Below are 24,255 nucleotides of genomic sequence, written 5' to 3' on the forward strand. Positions count from 1 at the left end.
TTTTGCTAACACGGCTGTCAATACCGTGTTAGCCAGTAGGAACAAGATTATGAATACCAATGAAATTGTCAGCAAACTGTGGAATTTATGTAACGTACTGCGTGATGATGGCATCACCTATCAAGATTACGTCACCGAGCTGGCATCGCTATTATTCATAAAAATGTGTGATGAGCTAGAAGACAAGCAAGAGCTGCTACCAGAAGGGATGCGTTGGCACGACCTGAAAGCCAAAAACGGTTTGGATCAGTTACAGTTCTACCGCCGTATGTTGGTAGAATTAGGCGAAGATGAGCACTCAATCGTTCGCGCGATTTTCGCCAACGTGAACACCAACATTGACAAACCAAAACATCTGCAAGAGCTGATTGCAGGTATGGATAAACTTGATTGGTACGGCTCTAGCCGTGAAGACTTCGGTGACATGTATGAAGGCTTGCTAGAGAAAAACGCAGGCGAAACCAAATCTGGCGCAGGCCAGTACTTTACGCCACGTCCGCTTATCGACACCATGACCGCGTTACTTCAACCAACATTTGGCGAAGTCATTCAAGATCCAGCCTCAGGTACGGCGGGTTTCTTGATTTCGGCAGACCGCTTCATTAAACACGAAACAGATGATCTCGATGATCTCAGCCAGCCACAAATCGAATTCCAACAGCGCCAAGCATTCCAAGGTATTGAATTGGTTTCAGGCACACGCCGTCTTGCCCTAATGAACTGTTTATTGCACGACATTGAAGGGCCAGAAAACAGTGAAGGGCCAATCATGCTCGGTAACACCCTAAGTGGCGATGGTGAAACCTTAGCGCCTGCGGATGTTATTCTAACAAACCCTCCGTTTGGTAGCGCGAAAGGGGCAGGGGTGAGCCGTGAATTCACCCACATGACACAAAATAAACAGCTCGCCTTTATGCAGCACATCTATACCAACCTAAAACCGGGTGGCCGTGCGGCAGTTGTTATTCCTGATAACGTGTTGTTTGAATCAGGCGCAGGCACGCGCATACGCCAAGACTTAATGGACAAGTGTAACCTGCACACTATCTTGCGCTTGCCAACGGGTATTTTCTACGCGCAGGGCGTGAAAACCAACGTGTTGTTTTTCCAAAAAGGCACACCAGAGAATCCAGCTCAGGACAAAGGCTGTACTAAAGAGACGTGGGTATTCGATATGCGTACCAACATGAACAGCTTTGGTAAGCGCACACCACTGACCGAAAAGCACTTTGAAGCATTCATCAATGCTTATGGCGCAGATAAAAACGGCCAATCAGCTCGTGAAGAAGGTGTTTACGAGACTCTGGGCAACATCTTTGCCGAAGGTGAAGAAGCGGTAGAACACGTAATCGAAAACGCTCGCTTCCGCAAGTTCAGTCGTGACTACATTCGTGACCAAAAAGGCGACAGCCTAGATATCTCTTGGTTAAAAGACCTAGCAGCCACCAGCGCAGAAAACCTGCCAGAACCAGAAGTGCTAGCTGGTGAAGCAATGGCAGAGCTGACGGAAGCCATGTCTGAAATTTACCAGTTAATGCAAGCACTTGGCGCGAATGATGAAGCGGAAGGGCAAAAACAGTTACTTGAAGAAGCCTTTGGTTTGGCAGAAAAGCCGGAGGCAGAGTAATGAGTGAATTGCCGAAGGGTTGGAGAGGAACTCTTTTAAATGGAGTAGTAGACAAGATTGTAGGAGGAGGGACACCAAGTAAATCGGTTCCTTCTTACTATGAAGGTAATATCCCATGGATGACAGTGAAGGATATGAACAAGTCGTATCTTACGGACACCATCGATCATATTACCCAAGAAGCTATCGATAATAGTAGTACCAATGTTATTCCTGCTGGAACTCCGATTATTGCTACTCGTATGAGTTTAGGGAAAATAGTCCGTGCAAGTTTTGATTCTGCGATTAATCAAGATTTGAAGGCCTTGTTCGTTAATAGAGAAGTAGACGATTACTATTTCGAATATTGGTACCGTTCTCAAGGATTGAAAATTGAGTCGTTGGGTACTGGAACTACAGTCAAAGGGGTTAGGCTAGAAGTCATCAATGCTCTAGAATTTCCACTTGCCCCACTAGCCGAGCAAAAACGCATCGTTGAAAAACTCGATGAGGTATTGGCACAGGTCGACACCATCAAAGCCCGCCTAGATGGCATCCCAGATTTGCTAAAACGCTTCCGCCAATCGGTACTTGCTTCTGCGGTGTCGGGGAAGTTGACGGAAGAGTGGCGTGTTGCCGGGTCTGAGCCTTTCGGCAATCAGGTGAAATTAGGTGAGTTATTGAAAGATGGCCCACAAAATGGGCTTTACAAACCTTCTCGTTTCTATGGTAACGGTACAAAAATCTTCCGAATTGATAGTTTTTATGATGGAGAGCTAGTTGATTGGGAAACAATTAAGCGTGTCGACCTAGAAGATCAAGAAGCTGATAAATACAGAGTTAATGTTGATGATGTTTTAGTTAACCGTGTAAATAGTATCGAGTATTTAGGTAAGTGCGCTTTAGTGCGAGAGTTACCAGAAAACGCTGTTTTTGAAAGCAACATTATGCGCATGTCAATTGATACAGAAAAAGCCTTACCAGCATTCGCAACTACTTTTTTGAGAAGTATTGTTGGTCTTCAAGAGCTGAGGAAAAATGCGAAATTGGCAGTGAATCAGGCAAGTATCAATCAAACTGATGTGAAAAATTGCTTGTTACAATTACCTAAGATAGAAGAACAAAAAGAAATCGTCCGCCTCGTCGACCAATATTTCGCTTTCGCTGACACCATCGAAGCGCAAGTAAAAAAAGCGCAGGCGAGGGTAGATAACCTCACCCAAAGCATCTTGGCCAAAGCCTTCCGTGGTGAGCTGGTGGCGCAAGACCCAACCGATGAGCCTGCCGACAAACTGCTAGCGCGTATTGCCGAAGCCCGTAAAGAGGCCGAAGCTCTAGCCAAGGCAGCCAAAAAAGCCGAGGCAGCGAGAAAGAAGGCTGAAAAAGCCAAAGCAAAAGGCTAAGCGTTTAAAACTTGATAAGCGGCTAAGGTAGGTTCACTGCCTTAGCCGTTGTTTTATCCAATGCTCGCTCATTTAGAATCGATTCATGGAGCAATGGTAATAACGATTATTCCAAAACTCAGATAACGATTATTTATACTTAGCGCCGTCGTATATTGAAATCGGAAATGATGAATGAAAAAAGTAATATTCACCGCCCTAATCGCTATGTTCAGCACGTTAGCTTTGGCAGAAGACCCGACGGAATCGCGCATTACTGGGCCAGACAATTCCGCCATTAATGCTATGGCGGCTCTTATTGGATTGTCTGGCGTGTGTGAAGAAAGGGGCCTCTACGTCACTGAATTTATGATTGAGGCTCTATTAGAGCATGGTGAACAAGAATATGGTCGTTTCCTCTACTCTGAGTTTTTCTCTGCAAAGGTGAAAAGTTGGGAGCAATCGGCACGCAATCAAGAGAACATTAGCAATGAGTGCCTTAACTTTGCGACTCAATTTAACGTAGGGCTAAACAGCGATTAGTGGCGATTTTGTTGGCAATTCTTGGTTCAAAAAGAGTCGCTAGCCGCCCATATAAAGGTTTTGTCTTCACGTTTTCTCAATGCAACTCAATAAACTCTATTTTTATAAGCTTATTAACCGTTTAGAACTACCGACTTAAGGTAGGATTTCAGTGACGCTTATTTAAGTAAGCTCATTGTTTCAATAGGTAGAATTATGACACCATCAGACCACGCACGCTCTTCGTCAATCAAGGGAACGCTTTCTTTAAAAAGCACTCGTTCTTCAAAAAAGGCGCTCTCCCCAAAAGGCAACTTCTCTTCAAGTGACACCTTCTCTTCAAGTGGTGCTCTCTCTGTAGGCCGATGGCTGACTGATTTTATATCGAAACGCAGCGCTAATTTGCAAACACCTAACTCTGCTGATGGGTTGTACCAATACCACATGACAGGCCAAGAGTATGTATCACTAAAAGATCTGCTCAGTAGCAGTACAAATTTTGCAGTGAAAAATACGTTCTCAAAAGAGTGGTGTGGCGCCTTTGTATTGTATGGCGCAGAGTGGTTTCGCCGCGAGTATACCCGTGATTGGAGTTGGCAGCCGATTTTTGAAAGCTTAGGTTTTGAGCTGACCCCGGCACAAGTGAGTGATGTGGTAACAAAGGGCGTGACGGTTTATTGGAAAAAACCGTTGGCTCGCTTTGGTGCTAACCATAACGATTATGTTGGATCAGTGTTTAGGCAAGGTGGCTTACCATCCAACTTGCTCTCACTAGATGTTTATTCCCAGCAATCTAATCACTATCAAGATGCTTTCTTTACTATTTTTGAGCGTTTTCAAGAGGTTAAGTCCTTTGGTCGACGCGCTATTGATAGTCTCATTCGTACCCGAATCACCAGTTTTCCAGAAAACCTGCAATCGGATACGACAGTCACGCTCATCGCCAACATGGCGGATAAGCTCGATGCATTGGTGTATCAATTTGAATTAGACAGCCAAGCTAACCCAGCGCAATATTTGGATGAGCAGTTTCCTCGTTGGCGTGAGAGCTTTCCACTGCCGTTGGAAGATGAAACTGGCTCGGCATTTTTAAGCCAACTGTTATCTACAGCGTCGAAAGAGGTGAGCAAAGTTGCCCGTGTTCGAAAGCAGCTACAGTGTCATCACTTTGCTTCTTTTGCTAACCAAGCCATCTATTCTCGGATCACGTTACCGCATCAATGTCGTTTCGATATTTCAAAAGAGAACGTGACATCAAGTCGTGTTGATCTTGCTGTGTACGAAGGCGACAACCAGATAGCGTCGTTAGGAACGGGCTTTGCTCAGTTTTCTGATGTAAGTGATAGTCAATCTGCACGCGGTGATGCGAACGAGTTAGAACGCGGAATGCGTGTTCGCATGCGTAACCCTATGGTTGAGATTCGCCGAAATAATCCAAGCAGTGAACTGTATATCGTTGCTATGCAGGCGGGTTGTCGATTAGGTGAAATTCGCTTATCGAACAGCTCTGTCGATGTTGGTGAGTCACCGTTAACCTTGGTTGAAAGTGGAGATAAGTGGGCGATACTGAGTCAATCGACGTTCACCACCAATAAATCAAATCTTGCGGTCATCTTACCTGAGGGAGCCACGATCGCCTCAGTGTATGGTCAGTTAAAGCAAGCCGAATTTACCTTTGGCACTTTGCCTGTGCACTTGTTTGAAGGCCAGTGTGAGGTGGTTTCTGGTGAATCAGAGCGATATGTTCTTACCTCCAGCTCTAACGACTTTGATGCAGGAGACCACACCCTAAGAGGCGAACAGCTGAAATATAAAACGGTTCCGCCATTGGTGTTTAAGGGCGTCCCATCTGTGGTTGCAAACAGAACGCAAGCTAACGAACTTAGTGAATTATGCAGTGAATCAACAGTAGACATATTTCTCAATAACGCCTCGTTAAGCGCTATGAGTTTGGGCGAGTGCTATGGACGCCAATTACTGACCGCTAAAGATAACACGGGTTTAGTACAGCTGAAAAAGCGCATCGGTATTTTACCGAAAGACTTTGATATCGAGATTCAAAATGGCGATAAACCTAATGAAGGGTTTATCCGATTACATACAGTATCCCCTTGTACTTGTAAGCTACTGAGTGAAGGCGTTGAGCTTGTATCAATGAAGAGTAAAAATGGAGCGAAAGAGCTTCATGTTATGGCGGCAGGTAAACCACCCGCAAAAATAAAATTAGAAGTACAGGCCAGCTTGCTATCCAAACCGATAGTCATTGAAGTGCCTTTCCCTGCAAAAGGGGCGGTGGCTTACAGCCAATCAGGCCGCTCTCTAGCACCAAGGCTAGCGGTTGATGATCTATTGGGTAGCCGATTGTTTTTATTCTCTACGCACGGTATGCCAGCCACTTTTCAGCTTGAAGCGGTGTTAAGCGCGAAAGGACGCAGAAATGCAAATCGACAGCTATCTCCTTATTTTCGTTGGAACTACAAAGTGACAAATCAACCTATTGAAGTGAGCCTATACAGCATCAAAGGGTCGATATTAGAGCTGCTTTCAATGACTGAAAGTTTAGACAGCGAAGTGGAATTGAGAGTCACGGGGCCTGGGCGAAGCTTGAGTTATGTGGTGAGCCATTTCTCTACTAACTTAGAGCATGATCGCGGTGAAAATACGGTCGGAATTCGCTCAACGGTCGTCACCGATGCTAGCCAAGTGAGCCCCGTGCTTATGTCGCTGTCGAACCCTGAACAAAAGGTATTGCCTTTGGTAAGCCGAGTGAGTGAAGGGGTAGAAACAGGAGAATTTGATTTACCTGATTTTCTATTAACGGACTCTCTTTTATCTGATCCGGATAACCAGGGGCCGTGGCTAGTGATACCGAATGAATCGGTGGACGGGTCGTCTGATGTCGCCTTCCGCGCTAAGTTTTTTGCGGGTAAATCGAATGAACGAGTAGGCGAGGTCACCACCCTTCAAAAAGCATCTCAGCTGTTTCACCCACGCTTTGAGCCAAATGTCATTGCTGACGTGATTACGCAGATGGCGAACGACTGGACACACAGTGGTTGGGCTTATCTCGACGCCACAAATAAAAACTATGGCTACTTACCGATGTCGACCTTTGAGGTGTGGCGTCATTTAGTTCGTGATTATCGTGCCCTTGCTGTCGCACTGTTCCGTTTGGAATTTAATCAGAAGTGGGTATCGCAACTAGAGTCTGAGTTGCCGCTGTTGTGGGAGCAGATTTCGATAGCAGATTGGCAGCATGCGATCTCGCTGTCTAAATCGACACTGACTGCGGTTGGTATTGACACTTCTATGGTTGAGCAGTTGGTTAAGCAGCAAGTAGAAAAGCTTGGCGATGTCGTTCCTATTTTAAATGATGCTTCAATTAAAGATCTACTGCTCACGGGCAAAGTAAACAACATTCCTGCGCCAATCATTCAAATTATGTTGCAGGGGTGGTATCAAGATCTATTGCATACCCACAGCGAAGACGATGAGTGGCCAACGGAGTTTGGACAAGAGCTTAGTATGTGGTGCCAGAACTTAAAACTGCTTCCATTTGACTTTAAACCCAATGCAGGGTTTCAATCAGGTGTGGTTTATTGGCCTATTTTTGCAGCAGCGATTGCTTGTGGAAAAGTACCCAAAGAGCTTTTAGAGCATTTCCCTGTGGAAGCGGTGTTTCATCTTCGAAAATTACGCGACTTTGATCGTGACTGGTTTGAGCCAGTATACCGTTTGTTTGTCACTATTTTTTCTAATCTCGCTAAATAAGGATCTGTTATGACGCGTTATTTTACTGATTTGGTAGAGCAGTCTATCTCACGAGCGAAAGAGTCTACCCTCAGCGTTTTAGGCATTACCGATCCTATTTTACGTAATCATTTAAGCGAGATTATGTCTTCAGAGTGTGGGCAAGAGAACGCGTTTCTTGCTCCACCATTGTTTGAGCACACGTTCGGTTGGGAATATGCGACACCAAAAGTCAAAGATCTAGAAGGAAGCTTATTGTCAAAAGCGGTCATTAACGCTTTGGATGATAAATCCAATGATCGCTACCGCTTTGAAGCTGGTTTCAACCCTTTCAAGCACCAGTTAACCGCGTGGCAAACGTTGCTTGATGAAAAACCACACTCAGCCATTGTAACTTCAGGTACGGGCTCTGGTAAAACCGAGTGTTTTATGGTGCCAGTACTGGAAGATCTCTACCGTGAACAGCAGCGAACGCAAGCTCCGTTGGTGGGGGTAAGAGCGCTGTTTCTTTATCCTTTAAATGCCCTGATTAACTCTCAACAAGAACGTTTAGACGCTTGGACGAAGCACTTCGGTAACAACATTCGCTATTGTCTGTATAACGGCAATACAGAGAACAGCGAAAATAAGATGCGTAAAGCGCAAAGTGAAAGAGGCAATGAGGTTCATTCTCGAGAGCTAATGCGTAAAGAGCCTGCACCGATTATCGTAACAAACGGAACAATGCTTGAGTACATGCTAGTGAGGCAAATTGATGCGCCAATCATTGAGCGCTCAAAACAGGAAAAATCACTGCGTTGGATAGTGCTCGATGAAGCGCATACTTATGTGGGCTCACAAGCTGCCGAGTTATCTTTGCAACTTCGCCGAGTATTACAAGCGTTTGGTGTGGAAGCTAAAAACGTCCGCTTTGTCGCCACGTCAGCGACCATTGCTGATGCTAATGCAAACGAACAACTTCAAGAGTATTTATCAAAACTTGCGGATGTACCGAAAGAGCAGATAAAGGTGATCGGTGGTCGTCGAGTCATACCAGAGCTTGATTTTGTTGAAAACGAGCCATTAACGCTTAACGAGCTTGAAGCGATGGAGCCTGAAGGTGAAGTGGCTAAAAAACGCGATCCTGAAGTCTCTAAAGATCGTTATTTGGCGCTTCAAGGGAGTCGGTATGCTCATGCACTTCGTGAGACCATCGTCAGTAGCGCATCACCTTTAACGTTATTAGAAATCAATAAGAAAACGGCACAGAAGTCGGGCAATCCAACGATTAGTCAGCACGAATTATTACGTTGGCTCGATCTGCTTACAGGAACAAAAAAAGACCCGAAGTCTGAAGCGTTCTTGAAGCTACGTGCACACTTTTTTCAGCGTATGACCAATGGCTTATGGTCTTGCATTGATAGTAATTGTCGCTGCAAAACAGGTACGGAGCTGGAAAAAGGCTGGCCGTTTGGTTATGTGTATTCAGTACAGAGGCAAAAGTGTGATTGTGGTGCGCCTGTATTGGAGCTGAGCTTCTGCTTAGAGTGTAATGAGCCTCACCTAATGGGCTTAGACAAAAAAGGTAAGTTACTACAGTGGAACGGCAGTGCGGGTGATGAGTTTTCTCTTCAGCAAGACTTATCCGAAGAACAGGATGTTGAAATTCAGCAGCTTGATGACAGTGCTCGCTTTCCTGAGATGTTTGGCTCTAAACAAGATGAAGAGGGTTTTTATAGCTCAATTAATATCAGTAAAGATGGGGTAATTGGGTCAGTAGAACCTGGCTATTCTCTGATGTTTGATTATGCTAAACAGCAGTCGTGCTGTGGTTGTAATTTTGAAGGTTATAACCAAGGTTCTCCATTTCGTAGAGCGATGTTGGGTGCACCATTTTACATTGCTAACGTTGTTCCTACCTTATTGGAGTTCTGCCCAGATATTTCCACTTCCGGTGCTGAAGGGCCACAGTCACTACCTGCACGAGGCCGACGTTTGATCACGTTTACCGACAGCAGGCAGGGCACAGCGCGTTTATCGGTTCGTATGCAGCAAGAGGCCGAACGCTCAAAGTTACGTGGTTCTGTGGTAGAGGTATTACGTGAAAGGCAACTTGATCAGCCTGTCAGTAATGACCAACCTGCAGAAGGCGTCACAAGCGAAGATTTACTTGCTCAAGCAGCGACACTTCGCGCAATGGGTATGAATGACCCAGCCGAGTTACTAGAGCTAAAAGCAAAGGCCCTTAGCAGTGGTGGGGCTGCGCTCAAACTCGTGGAAATTCCTTGGGATGAAATGGTCACCGAATTAGCCAAAATGAGTGATTTCAATGGCGCGATGTTCCAATACAACCAGTACCTATCACCGGAAATCTTTAAGACCTCTGATGGCAGTACCAAACTTGCCGATATGCTGCTTTTTAGAGAGTTTTCTCGTCGCCCTAAAAGACAAAATAACTCAGAGACTCAGGGCATGGTTAAAGTCAATTATTTTGGTCTTGATAAGATCAAAAGCAGCCCGGCACATTGGGAAGACTACGGCTACACGCTAGAAGATTGGTTAGATTTTGTGAAAGTGTCACTCGATTTCTTTGTTCGAGAAAATAACTACTTGCGACTCGAAGAAGGTGGCTGGCTTAAATGGGTGGGGAGCCGTTTTGCCTCGAAAGCGCTGCGCAATCCAGATTCAGATGAAGCGAATGAAGGCCGTGTGAAAAAATGGCCGCAGATCCGCAGTGCTAATCATAATCGACTGGTTAAACTGCTCACCGCGACTTCGACGATTGATGCAAGCTCATCAAAGGGTCGAGACATCATTAACGCATGGCTCACCGCTGTATGGCGTGACTTAACCATTAATGCTCGTATTTTGTCGGCGGATAACAACCGATTTGCTCTGGATCGTAAAAAATTCACCTTCTCGTTCATCGATAAAGTGTTTGTTTGCCCCGTTACCAACAAGTTAATCGACACGACGTTCAAAGGCATCTCTCCATACTTGCCTCGTAAAGTCGAAGACATTAGTCAGTACCAATGTATTGAGGTTGATTTTCCCTGTGTGTGGGAAGTCGATGCTAAGCAATTCGATTTCCAAAAAGGCTTAAAACATATTCGTAGTACTATAGCGGATGACCCAAAGGTTCAGTATTTACGTGAACACAATTTGTGGACGGATATTAATGACCGAGCAATAGAAGGCGGGCTGTATTATCGAACCGCTGAACACTCGGCGCAGCAAAGTGCCGATCGCCTGAATGAGTACGAAAAGTTATTTAAATTAGGGAAGATTAACGTTCTAAACTGTTCGACCACAATGGAGATGGGGGTTGATATCGGCGGTATTAGTGCGGTCGTGATGAATAACGTACCACCCCATCCTGCAAACTATTTGCAACGAGCAGGGCGTGCAGGCCGAAGCAAGGAGTCACGAGCAATTTCTTATACTTTGTGTAAAGGAAATCCACATGACCAACAAGTGTTTCAGCAACCAGATTGGCCGTTTGTCACGCAAATTCCAGCACCATATGTGGCGTTTAACTCTCAGCGATTGATACAGCGTCATGTCAATTCATTATTACTGTCTCTGTTTTTGAAAACTCAAATAGGCTCAACGACTAAGGAGACAACATCCTTGAATTTGGAGTGGTTCTACTTACCACAAGGAAGTTCTATCTGTGATGCGCTGTTAACTTGGCTAGAGAGCGATGGAGCTTTGTTTGATAGTGACGTATCGGCTTTGATTAGAGGGACTGGGCTTGCGGGAACTCAACCTAGCATTTTACGATCTAATGCCGCTGAGGTTATCAAGAAGCTAAGAGAAACATGGTTTGTTGATTACAACTATATTACGAGTGAGTTGAAGGGCATTGATAGTGATATCCCTTACGCTTATCGCCTAAATATTGAAAAAGTTAGACTAGGGCAAGAGTACTTATTAAGAGAGCTTGCTTCAAAAGCATTTCTACCAGGTTACGGTTTCCCAACGGATGTGGTGAACTTTGATAATAATAATATTGAAGACTTCATTCGAGAAAAGCAAAGAAAAGAGAAAAAAGGCAATGAGCGTGAGGATAACGTTTCTCGATTTAGAGGTTTACCAAGTCGTAACCTAGCTGTTGCGATTCGTGAATACTCCCCAGGTTCAGAAATTGTATTAGATGGACGCGTGTTCCGTTCTGGAGGCGTGACACTGCATTGGCATAATGCCTCTGATTCGGGCGTCAATGAAGCGCAAAAATTTGACATGGCGTGGCGTTGTGATGCTTGTGGTCAAACGGGTTATGAAGAGACGGTGTCAGCCTCTTCTTTAGATATGAAGTGTACGAACTCTTTGTGTGGCGCACCGATAAAAAGTAAGCACATTAGGCAGGTATTACAGCCAACAGGTTTTGCAACAGACTTTTATCATGGGCCTTCAAATGATATTTCGATGCAAAAATACATCCCAGTTGAAGATGCATGGGTATCGACAGGAGACGCCAATCATATCGATCTACCTAATAGCGCAATGGGATATATGACCTCCACCGCTGATGGTACTGTGTTCAACCATTCATCGGGAGAGCAGGGTAAAGGGTATGCTCTTTGTATGACGTGTGGGCGCGCTGAATCTCTCACTAAAAACGGTGATTATCCGAAGTTACTCAATCCTAGCGAGCCTCATCGCCCTTTAAAAGCGGTGAAGAAAGATAAGAAAGGGGACGGGAAGATTAACTGCGATGGCTCTGCTACGGTAATGAAAGGTATTCATCTTGGGTGTCATTCAAAAACGGACGTCTTCGAGCTTGTGTTAACGCACCCTGAAAGAAATGAGTATATTGACGACACCACTGAAGGGCGCATAATCGCGACAACGTTGGCAATCTCTCTTCGCTCGGCATTGGCTAATCAGTTAGGGATTTCAACTTCGGAAATAGGTTATGCGATTAGGCCGGCTATTATTGAAGGAAGTACCTCAGCGCTTGTCATACAGCTGTATGATTCGATATCAGGTGGAGCAGGCTTTTCTAGCTCAGCTAATCAATATATTCAGGCGATTCTGAATAAAATGGTCGAAGGGTTAAATTGTGATCACTGTGAAAGTGGTTGTAGTGACTGCCTTTTAGAGTCTGATACCCGTTATGACATTGACAATATAGATACACAGTTAGCTAGAGATTGGTTAGGTACCGATTTCACTCTGCACAATGAAGTGCCAGAAGCGTTAAGATCTTTTGTAGGGGCGGTTTATCAACCCACGTCGGTATCAGCTGCAATCAGAAACCAAATCAACCATGGTGCAGATGGGTTAACTGTATGGCTGAGTGAAGATGAATCGGAGTGGGATCTTACCCATCCTAATTTCAAACGTTCGATCATTACCTATCTAACTTCAGATGAATTAAATGTAACGATAGTTATTCCTCATGAAGACATTGCAGAGGAAACGAAAGAAGATTTGTGGACGTTACAAACACTTGGTGCTCGAATTGCTATTGGCAAACAAACCAAGCCCCAAATTGTTGCTCAATTGAACAATGGCGAAAATATAGTGACCATCGCAAGTTCAGAGATCGAAAACTCTGAGCCAGGTCAGCAATGGCATACTGCGAATGGCATTGTGGTTTTGACTAAACAAGAGCCATTAGAAACAAGTGAAACGTTTAAAGTCGTACTAGAGTCCACTTCTGTTGGCGTAGCATCGAATTTAGCCGATACAATTGAAATAGTAAGCCAATTCAATGGCAAGCTTAGTTCATTTGGCGCTGCCTTTTGGAAGAGAATCCTGGGTAGTAATTTTGATCTAGGAAACTTCTTATCTAATGAAGAGATAGTGGCAGTTAAATATAGCGACCGTTATATTCAAAGCCCTTCATCAATGTTGATGATTACTCAACTGTTAGGGTTTATTTGCCAAGGAACAAAAACAATCACGTCACTGGTCATTGAGACGCTCTATCATGAAAAGCAAACGATGGGAAATTACCTGCACCATGACTGGCAAGATAAAGATGAGTTTATTGAAGCTTACGAAAAGTGGATCGAACATAAAGTCTCTATAAAGCCTAAGGTTACCTGCCATGACAAGCGTTCTGATATCGCTCATAGACGATTGCTAACGCTGGAATTAGAATCAGGTAAAGAGCTGGTATTTAAGCTTGATCAAGGTGTTGGCTATTGGCAATTACGTGAAGAAAACTCAAAGTTCTCTACCGTTAAACATAATTTCCATTCTGATGTAGTTCCTCAGCTGGCAGCACTCGATTCTTTAGAAAAGACGTTGATTGTTAAAAACAGCGAATCTTGGTCTACCGATGTAACTTATCAAATTAGATAAGTTCACTCTTTAGTGCGCATACCAACCTGGTGCGCACTTCTTCGTCAGTTCATTAATAATTCATTAATCAAACGTCTGATGTTCCGTTATATGATGAGCTTAAGCCAATCGTAGCCATTTATCGAATTTCGTACGTCTTTATCACAAGCTTATAAACCTCATATCAGTTTCTTTCGAGTTTATTATCGCCTCACTAACGAAGCCCTATTAGATATGTACTGAAAGGAATATCTAGTTTGGAATAAACCATATTCCTAGAGAACCAGGAATAGGAATGGCAATATTCCCTGAGCGGATTGCTTGGTTCCTATTCATTCAAGGTGTGTATCTACCTGCGTGGGTGAGAGTCTAATTGTCCAGCGCTAGATAATCCAAACGGGCTCTAGTAATAAATTCTGCCTATGGAGTTATAGGGGATGCTAATTGAACAGGGATGTAGGAAATAAAGTATTAATTCGGGGTTAGATAACCAATAAGAGTTAGGAGCTCTTGAACAATGAGTACGGACACTCTTGATTATTAAAGAGAACTAATATGAAAAAGCTGTTAATAGCTGGGCTAATTTCCTTTACATCTATTACTGCCTTTGCATCAGATTGGGACAATTTAACGCCCAGAGAGCAAGCGGATGTCGCACGTGAAGTAACACTACAATTGTCATCACTTAACGGTATGAAGATTGATGAGATAACAACTGTAGGGGCAGTATTTATGGCCAGCAATACCATTCACTATAAGATGGTTATTGATAAGGACTATTACGGTAACACTATTGAACAAATCAAGACCTTTGTCCCTGAGATGTACGCAATTGATCTAAAGAATGCTTGCACTAACCCGGATGTGCTAAAAGGACTGACTTTTGGTATGGCTACCAAGTACACATACTCAACAGTTCAAGGAGAGTTTCTTGGGCAATACAGCTTTACCATCGCCAACTGTAAATAATCAGATAATTTAAACTCACTGTTTTAACAAGCCTGTCACATTCAATGTGAAATTAAGTAAGAGAAAAACATAATGAAAATATTAGACCTTAAAATTAATCGTCTTGCCCACCTTGGCCTACGTTTTGTAGATGGATTTATAGTAGCTTTTGGCTCGCTTTACATAATGAATGAAATGCAGGGACAAGTATTATCTATCGTTGTTATGGGTGCTGCGATGAGTGCTTTCTCTGGTTTGAATGTCCTATGGAGATGTAATTCTATTAACGGGGAACGTAACGTTTCTACCATGCTATTTGGGGCGATTGTATCATCTATAACATTCTACGCCTTGTGGTATGGACACGAAGCACTAAATGGCATGGTCATGCTTTTTAATGTTCTGTTTGGTTTGTACCTATTGTTCGCACCAGCTAAGAAGTAACGTCACTAGGCCCTGTTGATCTTTCGAGATGATTTTTGCAGTAGTTTGTGGGTTCTTTGTACAAGGCAGAGGTTATGATATGTAGCTAGCCTACATGATCTACCATGACAAATGTGCACATAATGACGAACTAGACTTTTATTTTAGTGAAACTGCTAGAGCATATAAAAAAGCAGTTAATTAGAGTCATTTTCATAGCTCAAAAATTTTACAAAAGAGATTCAATATGAACACCATTAAATCGATTTGGAAAGATTCAACGATCACCCGTACAACCTACAACCTGTTTACCTTGTTTAGCCTAATATTACTTGCTGTCGCGTTTATATCACTCGTTATTGTTAATGAGGGTATCTTGCTTCTATGGCTTCCAGTGGGTATTGCTGTAACCGTTCTTAGCATTATGGCTATGTGGAAACGATCTAGAGATATCACTGAGAACACGGGCATGGGCGTAGTGATTTTTGTTATTGTTATTGCTTTAAATAGCTTTACAGGTGTTGTTGGTACTCTGATTTTGATGTGTGTTCCGTCTCACTCAAAGACATTAGTGAGTGATATCTAAACACTAATCGAAATATGTGTTAGAAATCTAGAGTTGAGACTTCTTTAAATACAACGAACAACGAATTAGAAAAGAAAGTTATATATGCCAAATACTGAAATTGATATTGAAGAACTAAAAGCTAGCCAAGCAACATGGAATGAATTCTTAGAAGCTTGGCCATTTGAACGAGTGAAAACAATGACCCTTGAGGAATATAGCAACCCAGGGGGCAATAATTCGTTTAGTTATTGGATTGAATTTGGCACAACAAACTTGGGCTCAATTAAAGGTGGAGACTCTAGTAAATTCGGTATTTATCGCCGAAAAAACGAACCAAAAGGTGAGCGCAGTCATATCATCCATGGAGAGGAATATAGCTGGAAAAAGAACCTTGGGAATAGTGAAGAGGAGGTGTTTCAGCGTATTAAATCTCAGCTAATTGAGGTAATAGTAGCTGTAAAGTCTGGCGACCTCGATGTTATACAGCAGTCACCGCTACCTAATACGATCAAATGGAAGACAGCGTTTTTATATCAAGACCAAAGTGCACCTAGTGTGCTTGCTATCTTTAAGGAAGCAGTTTTCCAGCGGGCATGTAGAAGCTCAACAGTTACGGTAGCTCAAGCAAATCGCGAATTAATGTCCAAAAAGCCTGACAACGTTGATGCTGCAAGTTATAGCTATCATGTGTGGTATTCAAATCAACCGCCGAAAAATGAAATTATTGAGCAATTAAAAGAGCATTTAACATTGGATATTCTTGAAGGAATGAACAATGAGAAGCTTGAGCTCCTTCATAAGTTAACTGAACTTGCTAACGAGTTGTCACTTGATATCTACCCAACAGCAAAGAGTGATCAACTTAAAATTGGCCGTCAAGAGAAGCCGATTCAAGACAAAGCGACTGCCTCTTTCGCCATTATCAACTTCTCAAAGAGAAATATTAAAATTGCTATTGGTGAGCGAAGAGAAAATCTCACACTAGCGTTGATGGAAGACTTAGAGCAAATGATGTCTGAGTTCTCAGAGGATAATCCAACTGAACGACTTGGTTATTGGCCATCTGATTATGGGCAAGAGGAACTATCTTTGAAAACAGAAAGCGGAGAGGTTGAACGCATGGATAGCATAGCAAATGAGCTTTTATTGCCAATGAATCAAATTCTTTATGGGCCACCTGGAACGGGTAAAACTTATCATTTACAACAGATAGAAAAAACATATATCAGCGATACTCCTCACGACGAGCCGTTGAATAGACGTTATAGCATGACAACGTTCCATCAGAGTTATGGTTATGAAGAGTTTATTGAGGGGATAAAGGCTGAGACAGATGAGAACGGTAACATTAGTTATTCTGTTTCTCCTGGGGTATTCCTTAAGCTATGCCAACGTGCCGAAAAAGACCCTAACCACCGATATGCAATTTTTATTGATGAAATTAATCGAGGAAATATCTCTAAAATCTTTGGTGAACTTATTTCACTAATTGAGCTTGATAAGCGCTCAGGCTGTGACAATGCAATGTCTATTAAGCTGACTTATAGCGGAAAAGAATTTAGTGTACCTGCCAACGTTGACATTATCGGTACTATGAACACAGCTGACCGTTCGTTAGCGATGATGGACACAGCATTACGCCGTCGTTTTGATTTTGTTGAAATGATGCCAAAACCGGAGTTACTTGAAGGCTGCGATGTGAAAGGCATCAATCTAGAGCGACTTTTGATTGTTTTAAACCAGCGTATCGAAATACTTTACGATCGTGAGCACATGCTTGGGCATGCTTTCTTTATGCCAGTAAAGAAAACACTTGAAGAGCAGGGCGAAGAGCAGGCATTTGAAGCCCTAGAATTAGTATTTAAAAACAAGATTATCCCACTACTAGAAGAGTACTTTTTTGAAGATTGGGAGAAAATTCGTTTAGTGTTGGCCGACAACCAAAAACAGTCACATCCACAATTACAGTTTGTGAAGAAAATTGAATTGAAGAATTCGGATTTAAATGACTTGTTTGGTCAGAATCACCAACTAGATCAGTATGGACAAACGCAAGAACGCTATTTACTTGCTAAACCAGGTGAAACGGTATGGAGTCAGCCTAATAGCTATATCGGCGTATATGAAGGAGACTCTTTAGTTTCAGAGACTTTAGAAAAAAACGATGAAGAGCCTAGTTCTACTGATTCAGGTGAAATGTAACTCATGCATGCAACTGTATTTGAATATGGCTGTTTGTGTAGTGAAGCAGAAGGGAAGGTTTATGGTTTTACCCTTATTTCCCCAGAGAGCTTCGAGTATTTGGAACAGCTTTGCCTTGGCCCCAAAGAAAGAGAGATAGCTCAGCTTTTACAGCTTCGTGTTCGACATGGAATGAAAGTTTTACAGGTGAATAACTATGTTGGTGTATTACATACACCAACAGGAGAACAAATTGAGGTTTTACCAAAGGTAGGCAAGCGATCAGACTGCATCGTAAAGGGCGTTGACGAGTCTCGAGATATGCTGTTAACAATGTTAAAGCGCTTGGCCGATTTCCGATTTTTGGAGTCGTCGAACTCGAGTGTTCAGTCTCGAAAAATGCCTCTCCTTGACGTATTTATTGCTCAGTTTTTAGGTGCCGTTAATGATCTCGTTAAACGTGGATTAAAAAGTGACTATGTATCAGTTCAAGATAACCTAGCGTACCAGAAGGGTAAGTTGTTAGTCTCTAAGCAATTACGTCATAACGTTGTCAATAAGCACAAGTTTTATGTTGAGTATGATGAGTTTTTACAAGACCGGCCCGCGAATCGGCTTATTCGAACAGCCCTCCGAAAACTCAGCTCTCTAACCTTAGCGTCGCAAAATCAACGTTTATTGAGAGAGCTAGAGTTTACTTTTGCAGATGTTCCTTTTAGTACCTCAATAAAGCAGGATTTTATGCGTATTAAAGTGGACCGGGGTATGAGCTATTATCAAGCTCCTTTAGCATGGTCCAAGATCATTCTAGATGGTCTTTCTCCATTAAGTATGAAAGGTGATTCGGAGGCGTTGTCACTGCTTTTTCCTATGGAAGCGGTGTTTGAGAGTTACGTCGCCTCTGTGCTTCGTGATTCACTTCCAGATGGGTTTGAATTATCAACGCAAGCAAGATCTGAGTACCTAGTTTCACACAACAAGCGCTCCCAGTTCATGTTAAAGCCAGATCTCATTTTCACTAAGCCGGACAAAGTTCAAATCGTGCTTGATACCAAGTGGAAGTTGGTCGATGTGAACGCACACAATTATGGGTTATCTCAGTCTGATTTTTACCAGATGTTTGCATATGGTCATAAATACCTACCAAAAGAGGGGGGCGATTTAATCCTCATTTACCCAGCTCATGATGAGTTTGAAAAACCGGTTGAGCATAGCTTTGACTTTAGTGAGTCGTTAAAGTTGTGGGTTGTGCCATTTAAAATTGATGTATATGGAAAATGCAGGGTTATCTGGCCTGAGTCATTGTCCCCTTGTTGATTAGAATTCTTAAGCTTATGAAATCATTACAAAGCTGTAGCTAGGATACCATTTGGATCTAAGTGTTCTATAAATTTGATTATTTTCCTAGGAGTAAGCGATGAGTAATAAAAAGAGTGCCAACAAAGCTATTCTCAAGCGTTATGAAGAGACTATTGATCCAATTAATCAGCTTCATGTACAGCTATTCCCTGAAGAGTATGACTTTCACTACGACAGTAATGTAGAAATTAAGCAACGCGAAAAAGGTATTAACCCGATGAGTGAAGAATACCAAAAGGAAGTGAATCTTCGCCGTAAGTCTATGGGCGTAGAACCGTACATGGGTTGTGTGGGTGTGGGTGAAGTAGAAGGCCTAATCTCAAGTCAGCAGTATTGCCGAAACAAGCTTCAAAAATCAGTAGATAACTAAAAAGAGAAGAGATATATGTCATTTCGTTTTTTTCGCTCGTTTGGTGGCAGATGGCTGCGCTTCAACATTTCAAAACGAGGAGTGTCGTGTACCTTAGGTAAAAAAGGGTTAGCAACGGCAACATTGAATAGCAGAGGTCAAATTACAAAGAACATCAATACGCCTGTTCAAGGGCTTAGCTATCGAAAAACAACTTCACTTTCTAACGGTAAAACCTCACGCTCAAGCAAAGGACTAACTGATAAGCAATCGGCTAAATGTGATGCTCGTCCTTTTGGTACTCATAAGTATAACCGGCGAGAATTAGAAGCTTTGCACTTACAAGCAATCCAGAGAATCGCTAGATTAGAGGCTCAATTGGAAACTAACGAGCACTCATCTTTATAGCCTCCACCTAAACCTATAAGAACCGTCCCTTGTAAACTCGATTCGGAAGCACCAACAATGGCACTAATTGAACCAAAACACATCGACCTAATATTTACAGATCTAAAGCAGTATGGATTACGTGGCAATTCGGCCTTATGGCAGCTATTAAAGGAAGAGATAAGTGAGGTAGAGATAAATCTAACGAGCGACGGTCTTTTTACTTGGGTACATAACTTTACTAAGAAGCATGTAGTGGCTTCTTTGAGGTCAGAGTTTGAAGATAGGCGTATCAATTCACTTAATGAATACGTGATAGGAGTATATGGATATACAGGGAAACTAGAAGCATTACATGGCTTATATAATTTTGATGGTGGTTGCCGTAACAACAAAATTATGGAGCTAAGTTGGTTAGACGAGTTTGTAGAGACTCTTCTCACTAATGGTGATGTGGAACATGATATTCATGTAGAGGCTTTTAATCATGGTGGCATGTCCGGCGGCGGGTTTAATTTAGAATGCTGGAAATTGAGTATGTTGCCAACAATTAAAGATCGCTGCCGCCAAATAGAAGAAGGTTTAGAATTTCGCCATAGGAATGAAATAGACGAATTGTTGTTTATTGGGGATGTCCACGGGCAAGTCAATAAGCTCGATGAATTGCTCTCTCATTACGGTTGGGATGATGAGTCTGCGAAGCTGGTGTTTGTAGGTGATCTCATTGATAACTCGTTAGAGAGTGATGCTGACCATCGTTCACTTCTTAATAAAGTAAAAAAGTGGGTGGATGAAAAGAAAGCGTTTTGCCTTCTTGGTAATCATGAGTTCAATGCGATTGGATGGGCTTTACAAAAGGACGATGGTAGCTATTGTCGTGACCGCACTAAGACTGGCAACATCAAACAACACCAACTGTTTATTAAACAAGTTGGTGAAGACAGCGCTGAACATGAGAAATGGATTGAGTGGTTTAAAACGTTACCATTGTTCTTAAACTTTGGTGATATGGCGACTATTCATGCTTGCTGGCATAGTGAATCTATTCAGCGATTGCGCCCTTATCTAAACGTTGATAATTCGTTAAAAGAAGAGCATTGGTCTGATGCGTTCAATCGTGAACATGAGTTATACCAACTTATTGAAGTTTTGTTAAAAGGGCCAGAAGTAACGCTACCAGAGGGAAGTTCATTTTTAGATAAGAATGGTATTGAACGTAACCAGGTTCGTGTAGCTTGGTGGAAGAATTCCTACTCAGTAGGTAATTATCAAGATCTTGCCGTCGTATCGAAAGCGCAGAGAGAGTGCATACCGGCAGTTGCGCTAGCAAATGATTCTATGAAGTATAATCAGGCTCCACTAGTACCTGTTGTTATCGGTCACTACACATTAGAGCCAACACAGTTTCCTCAGACTTTAAGTGACAAAGTCGTTTGTGTAGATTTCAATGCCGCTAAGAACGGATACCCATTGGTTGGCCTTCCTACGTGGAGTGACTTCTCTGAAAATATTCAAGAAAATACAGACTTCTGCTTTGTTGGTGAACCAGCTCCAAGCAACTTAGTTAGCCGAGGAATCATGAATATGCTGAATGATAAGGTCAATAGCTTGCCTAAACGCATTCAGAACAGTGAATTTGAAACGTATGTATCTAAGGTACTGTTAGAAGAGTGGGATCCAATTGGAGTTCATGAACCAGATTATTTTGATAAAGATTTATCTGATGAGTACAGCGGCTATGAAGAAAGTGTCACTCGATTTGCACAGGCGGGTGATATCGAGTTAACGGCTGCATACCTAAAACTTACTGAACAGAATGTCATTGGTCTTGAAAGAGACGATGCTGATTACCGCTGCGCTAAAGTCGCATACAAGTTAATCGCTGAGTGGAGCAGTATGAAAGAGAAAGAAGATGACTTTTTGTTTTAAGGTGAATCTCAGTTTTGAACAAGTGATACTGATTATTTGAGTGTATACTTCGTTCGTCATAGTGCTGCATTTTCAAATTTAGAGCGTTTTCTGCTCTAAATTAAAGGTTGGAAATGCAGCATTAATGCAACATCAAAACTCAGAAAATTTGTCGAATCTACAATTTCTTGTCTTTTTTAGTTCGAATTTAGCTGCCAAAAAATGCGACCATAATTCGGTGAAAAATGTGCTTAAATGGCGTTATTTAGTAGGCGGGAAATAGCTATATCTCTAGTAACAGCTATCTCTTGAGTAAATAGTAAGCACAAGTAAACGTCTAACAAATTGTTCAAGAATGGTTCCCGACGTTTGGCATTTTCGGTGTGAATTGGCTTAAGTGGCTCTGGTACAATGGTTCAGTGTAGGGAGTAGGCACTGCTCACTGACTAATTTACGTTTTGTGGCTGTATCATGCAAGGTGCGCTAATCATTGAATGATACAAACCAGGGTTTAAATCTTCACACAGGCTAAAATAGCGTTTCCAGAGACCTCATCCCAAGGTACTATTTTCTCATAATCATGCTCGAAGATATGGACTTCGAAGTAAGGTTCAAGAATTTTTATCAACTCATCAAAACTGAAAGCAACCATTGAATGCTCATCATTCCATATTTGGGTTTCTTCAGTGGTTGCTTTTTCAATACTGAGCTTTAGCGACTGCTTATCACCATGACCGCAGTAATTCCAGCCAGATCGGAACGTGAATACATTGTTTTCTTGTTTCGCTGAGTGCTTTACAAATGAGTTATTGTCGATTTTGTTTTTGTCCACCACGTTAAAGCAGAAAATCCCACCAGACTTTAACGAGCGATGTACGCTTGTGATGCATTCTCTTAATTTTCCAATCCCATCGCTGTAGTGGATGGAATATAAGAAACAGGTAATTAAATCCAGTGGTTCAACTACATTAAATGCACTCATGTCTTGCAAAGAAAATTGCGCCTCAGGACAGCGAACTGTTGCTATATCAAGCATCGGTTGATTAATATCAAGACCACTACTTTGATAGCCGAAATCAATAAAATGACGGACATGTGGACCAGTTCCACAGGCCAAATCAAGGTGTGTGTTGCCATCGTTACCAAAAAGTTGGTGTAGCCTGCGAATGCAGTTGCTTTGAGCTTGGTAGTTGATGTCTGCACACATTAAATCGTAATAGCCTGAAAGGTCGGTATATAGGGCGTTGTCGGACATGTTATCCTGGTGGCATGAGCTGAAATATTTTGGGTGGCGCATTGTATACTAACTATTACGAAGCAGATATGACTATCTGCAGCCGTGATTAATATAGCAAACGCACCAAGCAAACGGCCAATGCCTAGCATTTTTGCTTATATTTACATAAGTGTAGTGATGGGGATCTACTTTTTAAAGGAAAAGTAACACATGGCTCGCGGTGTCGGCGTCGTTTTTATTATTGCGGGCTGTTACATGGGCGATGCGAGTCAGTGGGATACACTATTACCGGTAATATCACACATAACTATCACAACACGTCAAACAAGAAAAACGTCCTTAACGATCGTGATGTCGTTAAGATCGCTTTCTATTTATCTAGAAAAAGATGTATGTAGTAACAGGCTTAACTTGCTAAAGCTTGAGCATCCTGTTGTTTCAACACCTTGTGACCATCTTCTGTGACCCCACGCTTCCAGTAACTGCTGATGTAGATGCTCTCTTTGGCTACTTCCTTCTCGTTTCGGAAGTACTGTCTTAGCTCGCGCATGCTTTCAAATTCACATGCAGTCCACACTGAAACCTGACCGTTTAACCATTCTGTGTTGCGAACGGTTTGTGACAGGGATTCTGAGGTATCTTCTTCAACTAGCCAAGTGACTTTGATGCCTTTGGGTGCTTCAAGTTGTTGCTTGTCTGCTGCTGAGTTGATCTGAATGACAGCGTGACCCATTGATGTTTCTGGAAGCGTTTTCAGTTTTGCAGAAAGCGCAGGTAGGGACGTCATGTCTGCAACTAAGAAGAACCAGTCTGACTCTAAGTTAAGCCCCTGAATTAAACCTGGGCCAGCCACTGAAACTGTGTCACCCACTCTTGCGTTCATCGCCCATCTTGCAGCGAAGCCACATTGCAGATCTGTAGTTATGTGGCGTACGAAATCAACTTCAATCCACTTTTCTACTGGGTTGTATTGACGAATGGTGTAAGTGCGCATGGTTGGGCGCTCACCGTCATTCAGTTGGCTTAAGTCAGTCGTGCCTAGTGGCGAGAACAAAAGCTTGATGTAGCCGCCAGCACACTCTGTTGGGTACTTACTTAATCCTTCGCCACTAAGCGTTATACGCTGCATATTCGGTGTAATTGTTGAGGTTTGAGTAACGGTTAATGTGATAGGGCTAGGCTTGCTCATATAAGGCTCTCTTAGACTTTGATTTCCACATCATAGTCCTGAATCACAGTGCAATCAATGCTAATGGTTATCATTTACCTTTATTTACACAGATGCAACGTGACTTGAATGCTTTCGCCTATATTAGGGCGTGTTGATCTTTTGAGCTGATTTTTGCAGCAACTTGATGGGTA

15 protein-coding genes are annotated in these 24,255 nt (G+C 42.6%); 13 read left to right on the plus strand and 2 right to left on the minus strand.

Translation table 11 applies throughout. The features are described 5' to 3' along the window. The first annotated feature begins 49 nt into the window (after positions 1-49). The 13 genes from A1QO_RS14585 to A1QO_RS14650 all read left to right on the plus strand — a co-directional run bounded on the left by A1QO_RS14585 (position 50) and on the right by A1QO_RS14650 (position 21,677). Complete coding sequence (locus tag A1QO_RS14585; protein WP_017039948.1) at positions 50-1,627, plus strand: N-6 DNA methylase; 1,578 nt, start codon at positions 50-52, stop codon at positions 1,625-1,627. Then, positions 1,627-3,009, plus strand: a complete 1,383-nt coding sequence (locus A1QO_RS14590) for a restriction endonuclease subunit S (protein WP_017039947.1) — start codon at positions 1,627-1,629, stop codon at positions 3,007-3,009. Before A1QO_RS14585 ends, A1QO_RS14590 begins: the two co-directional genes overlap by 1 nt. A gap of 174 nt (positions 3,010-3,183) precedes the next feature. Then, positions 3,184-3,531: a hypothetical protein gene (locus A1QO_RS14595; protein ID WP_017041006.1), complete on the plus strand. Its 348-nt coding sequence runs from the start codon at positions 3,184-3,186 to the stop codon at positions 3,529-3,531. Between the two features lie 195 nt (positions 3,532-3,726). Beyond that, complete coding sequence (locus A1QO_RS14605; protein ID WP_241790468.1) at positions 3,727-7,281, plus strand: STY4851/ECs_5259 family protein; 3,555 nt, start codon at positions 3,727-3,729, stop codon at positions 7,279-7,281. 9 nt (positions 7,282-7,290) lie between these two features. Continuing rightward, positions 7,291-13,554 carry a DEAD/DEAH box helicase gene (locus A1QO_RS14610; RefSeq protein ID WP_017041008.1) on the plus strand — a complete coding sequence of 2,088 codons (6,264 nt, stop codon included), beginning with the start codon at positions 7,291-7,293 and terminating at the stop codon, positions 13,552-13,554. A 534-nt stretch (positions 13,555-14,088) separates the two neighbouring features. Beyond that, positions 14,089-14,502 (plus strand): hypothetical protein, encoded by a 414-nt coding sequence (locus A1QO_RS14615; protein ID WP_017037103.1) that lies wholly within the window; start codon positions 14,089-14,091, stop codon positions 14,500-14,502. 72 nt (positions 14,503-14,574) lie between these two features. Beyond that, the gene (locus A1QO_RS14620) at positions 14,575-14,925 is read left to right on the plus strand and encodes a hypothetical protein (RefSeq protein WP_017034445.1); all 351 of its coding nucleotides are present in this window, start codon (positions 14,575-14,577) and stop codon (positions 14,923-14,925) included. A 226-nt stretch (positions 14,926-15,151) separates the two neighbouring features. Beyond that, a complete protein-coding gene (locus A1QO_RS14625) occupies positions 15,152-15,490 on the plus strand; it encodes a DUF805 domain-containing protein (protein ID WP_017040499.1) in 339 nt (112 codons plus the stop codon). An 84-nt stretch (positions 15,491-15,574) separates the two neighbouring features. Continuing rightward, positions 15,575-17,674 carry an McrB family protein gene (locus A1QO_RS14630; protein WP_017040498.1) on the plus strand — a complete coding sequence of 700 codons (2,100 nt, stop codon included), beginning with the start codon at positions 15,575-15,577 and terminating at the stop codon, positions 17,672-17,674. A 3-nt stretch (positions 17,675-17,677) separates the two neighbouring features. Then, on the plus strand, positions 17,678-18,970 hold the full coding sequence (locus tag A1QO_RS14635; RefSeq protein ID WP_017040497.1) for an McrC family protein: 1,293 nt from the start codon (positions 17,678-17,680) through the stop codon (positions 18,968-18,970). Between the two features lie 100 nt (positions 18,971-19,070). Next, the gene (locus A1QO_RS14640) at positions 19,071-19,382 is read left to right on the plus strand and encodes a hypothetical protein (protein ID WP_017037099.1); all 312 of its coding nucleotides are present in this window, start codon (positions 19,071-19,073) and stop codon (positions 19,380-19,382) included. Between the two features lie 15 nt (positions 19,383-19,397). Then, entirely contained in the window at positions 19,398-19,769 is a 372-nt protein-coding gene (locus A1QO_RS14645; RefSeq protein ID WP_017034450.1) for a DUF4236 domain-containing protein, read from the plus strand. A gap of 57 nt (positions 19,770-19,826) precedes the next feature. Continuing rightward, positions 19,827-21,677, plus strand: coding sequence for a metallophosphoesterase (locus A1QO_RS14650; protein ID WP_017040495.1), 1,851 nt, complete (start codon positions 19,827-19,829; stop codon positions 21,675-21,677). A gap of 490 nt (positions 21,678-22,167) precedes the next feature. On the opposite strand, the gene A1QO_RS14655 is transcribed toward A1QO_RS14650, so the two are convergent. Further along, the gene (locus tag A1QO_RS14655; protein WP_017037096.1) at positions 22,168-22,911 is read right to left on the minus strand and encodes a class I SAM-dependent DNA methyltransferase; all 744 of its coding nucleotides are present in this window, start codon (positions 22,909-22,911) and stop codon (positions 22,168-22,170) included. Between the two features lie 388 nt (positions 22,912-23,299). After that, entirely contained in the window at positions 23,300-24,082 is a 783-nt protein-coding gene (locus A1QO_RS14660) for a siderophore-interacting protein (RefSeq protein WP_017037095.1), read from the minus strand. Between the last annotated feature and the right edge of the window lie 173 nt (positions 24,083-24,255).

It is taken from the genome of Vibrio genomosp. F10 str. ZF-129, assembly GCF_000287055.2.
Taxonomy (GTDB): Bacteria; Pseudomonadota; Gammaproteobacteria; order Enterobacterales; family Vibrionaceae; genus Vibrio.

Bases quoted from the DNA above. Each gene is read 5' to 3' on its own strand.
- A1QO_RS14615 (WP_017037103.1), top strand. From the start codon at position 14,089: ATGAAAAAGCTGTTAATAGCTGGGCTAATTTCCTTTACATCTATTACT.
- A1QO_RS14660 (WP_017037095.1), bottom strand. From the start codon at position 24,082: ATGAGCAAGCCTAGCCCTATCACATTAACCGTTACTCAAACCTCAACA.
- A1QO_RS14645 (WP_017034450.1), top strand. From the start codon at position 19,398: ATGTCATTTCGTTTTTTTCGCTCGTTTGGTGGCAGATGGCTGCGCTTC.
- A1QO_RS14585 (WP_017039948.1), top strand. From the start codon at position 50: ATGAATACCAATGAAATTGTCAGCAAACTGTGGAATTTATGTAACGTA.
- A1QO_RS14635 (WP_017040497.1), top strand. From the start codon at position 17,678: ATGCATGCAACTGTATTTGAATATGGCTGTTTGTGTAGTGAAGCAGAA.
- A1QO_RS14590 (WP_017039947.1), top strand. From the start codon at position 1,627: ATGAGTGAATTGCCGAAGGGTTGGAGAGGAACTCTTTTAAATGGAGTA.
- A1QO_RS14640 (WP_017037099.1), top strand. From the start codon at position 19,071: ATGAGTAATAAAAAGAGTGCCAACAAAGCTATTCTCAAGCGTTATGAA.
- A1QO_RS14650 (WP_017040495.1), top strand. From the start codon at position 19,827: ATGGCACTAATTGAACCAAAACACATCGACCTAATATTTACAGATCTA.
- A1QO_RS14655 (WP_017037096.1), bottom strand. From the start codon at position 22,911: ATGTCCGACAACGCCCTATATACCGACCTTTCAGGCTATTACGATTTA.
- A1QO_RS14620 (WP_017034445.1), top strand. From the start codon at position 14,575: ATGAAAATATTAGACCTTAAAATTAATCGTCTTGCCCACCTTGGCCTA.
- A1QO_RS14595 (WP_017041006.1), top strand. From the start codon at position 3,184: ATGAAAAAAGTAATATTCACCGCCCTAATCGCTATGTTCAGCACGTTA.
- A1QO_RS14605 (WP_241790468.1), top strand. From the start codon at position 3,727: ATGACACCATCAGACCACGCACGCTCTTCGTCAATCAAGGGAACGCTT.
- A1QO_RS14630 (WP_017040498.1), top strand. From the start codon at position 15,575: ATGCCAAATACTGAAATTGATATTGAAGAACTAAAAGCTAGCCAAGCA.
- A1QO_RS14625 (WP_017040499.1), top strand. From the start codon at position 15,152: ATGAACACCATTAAATCGATTTGGAAAGATTCAACGATCACCCGTACA.
- A1QO_RS14610 (WP_017041008.1), top strand. From the start codon at position 7,291: ATGACGCGTTATTTTACTGATTTGGTAGAGCAGTCTATCTCACGAGCG.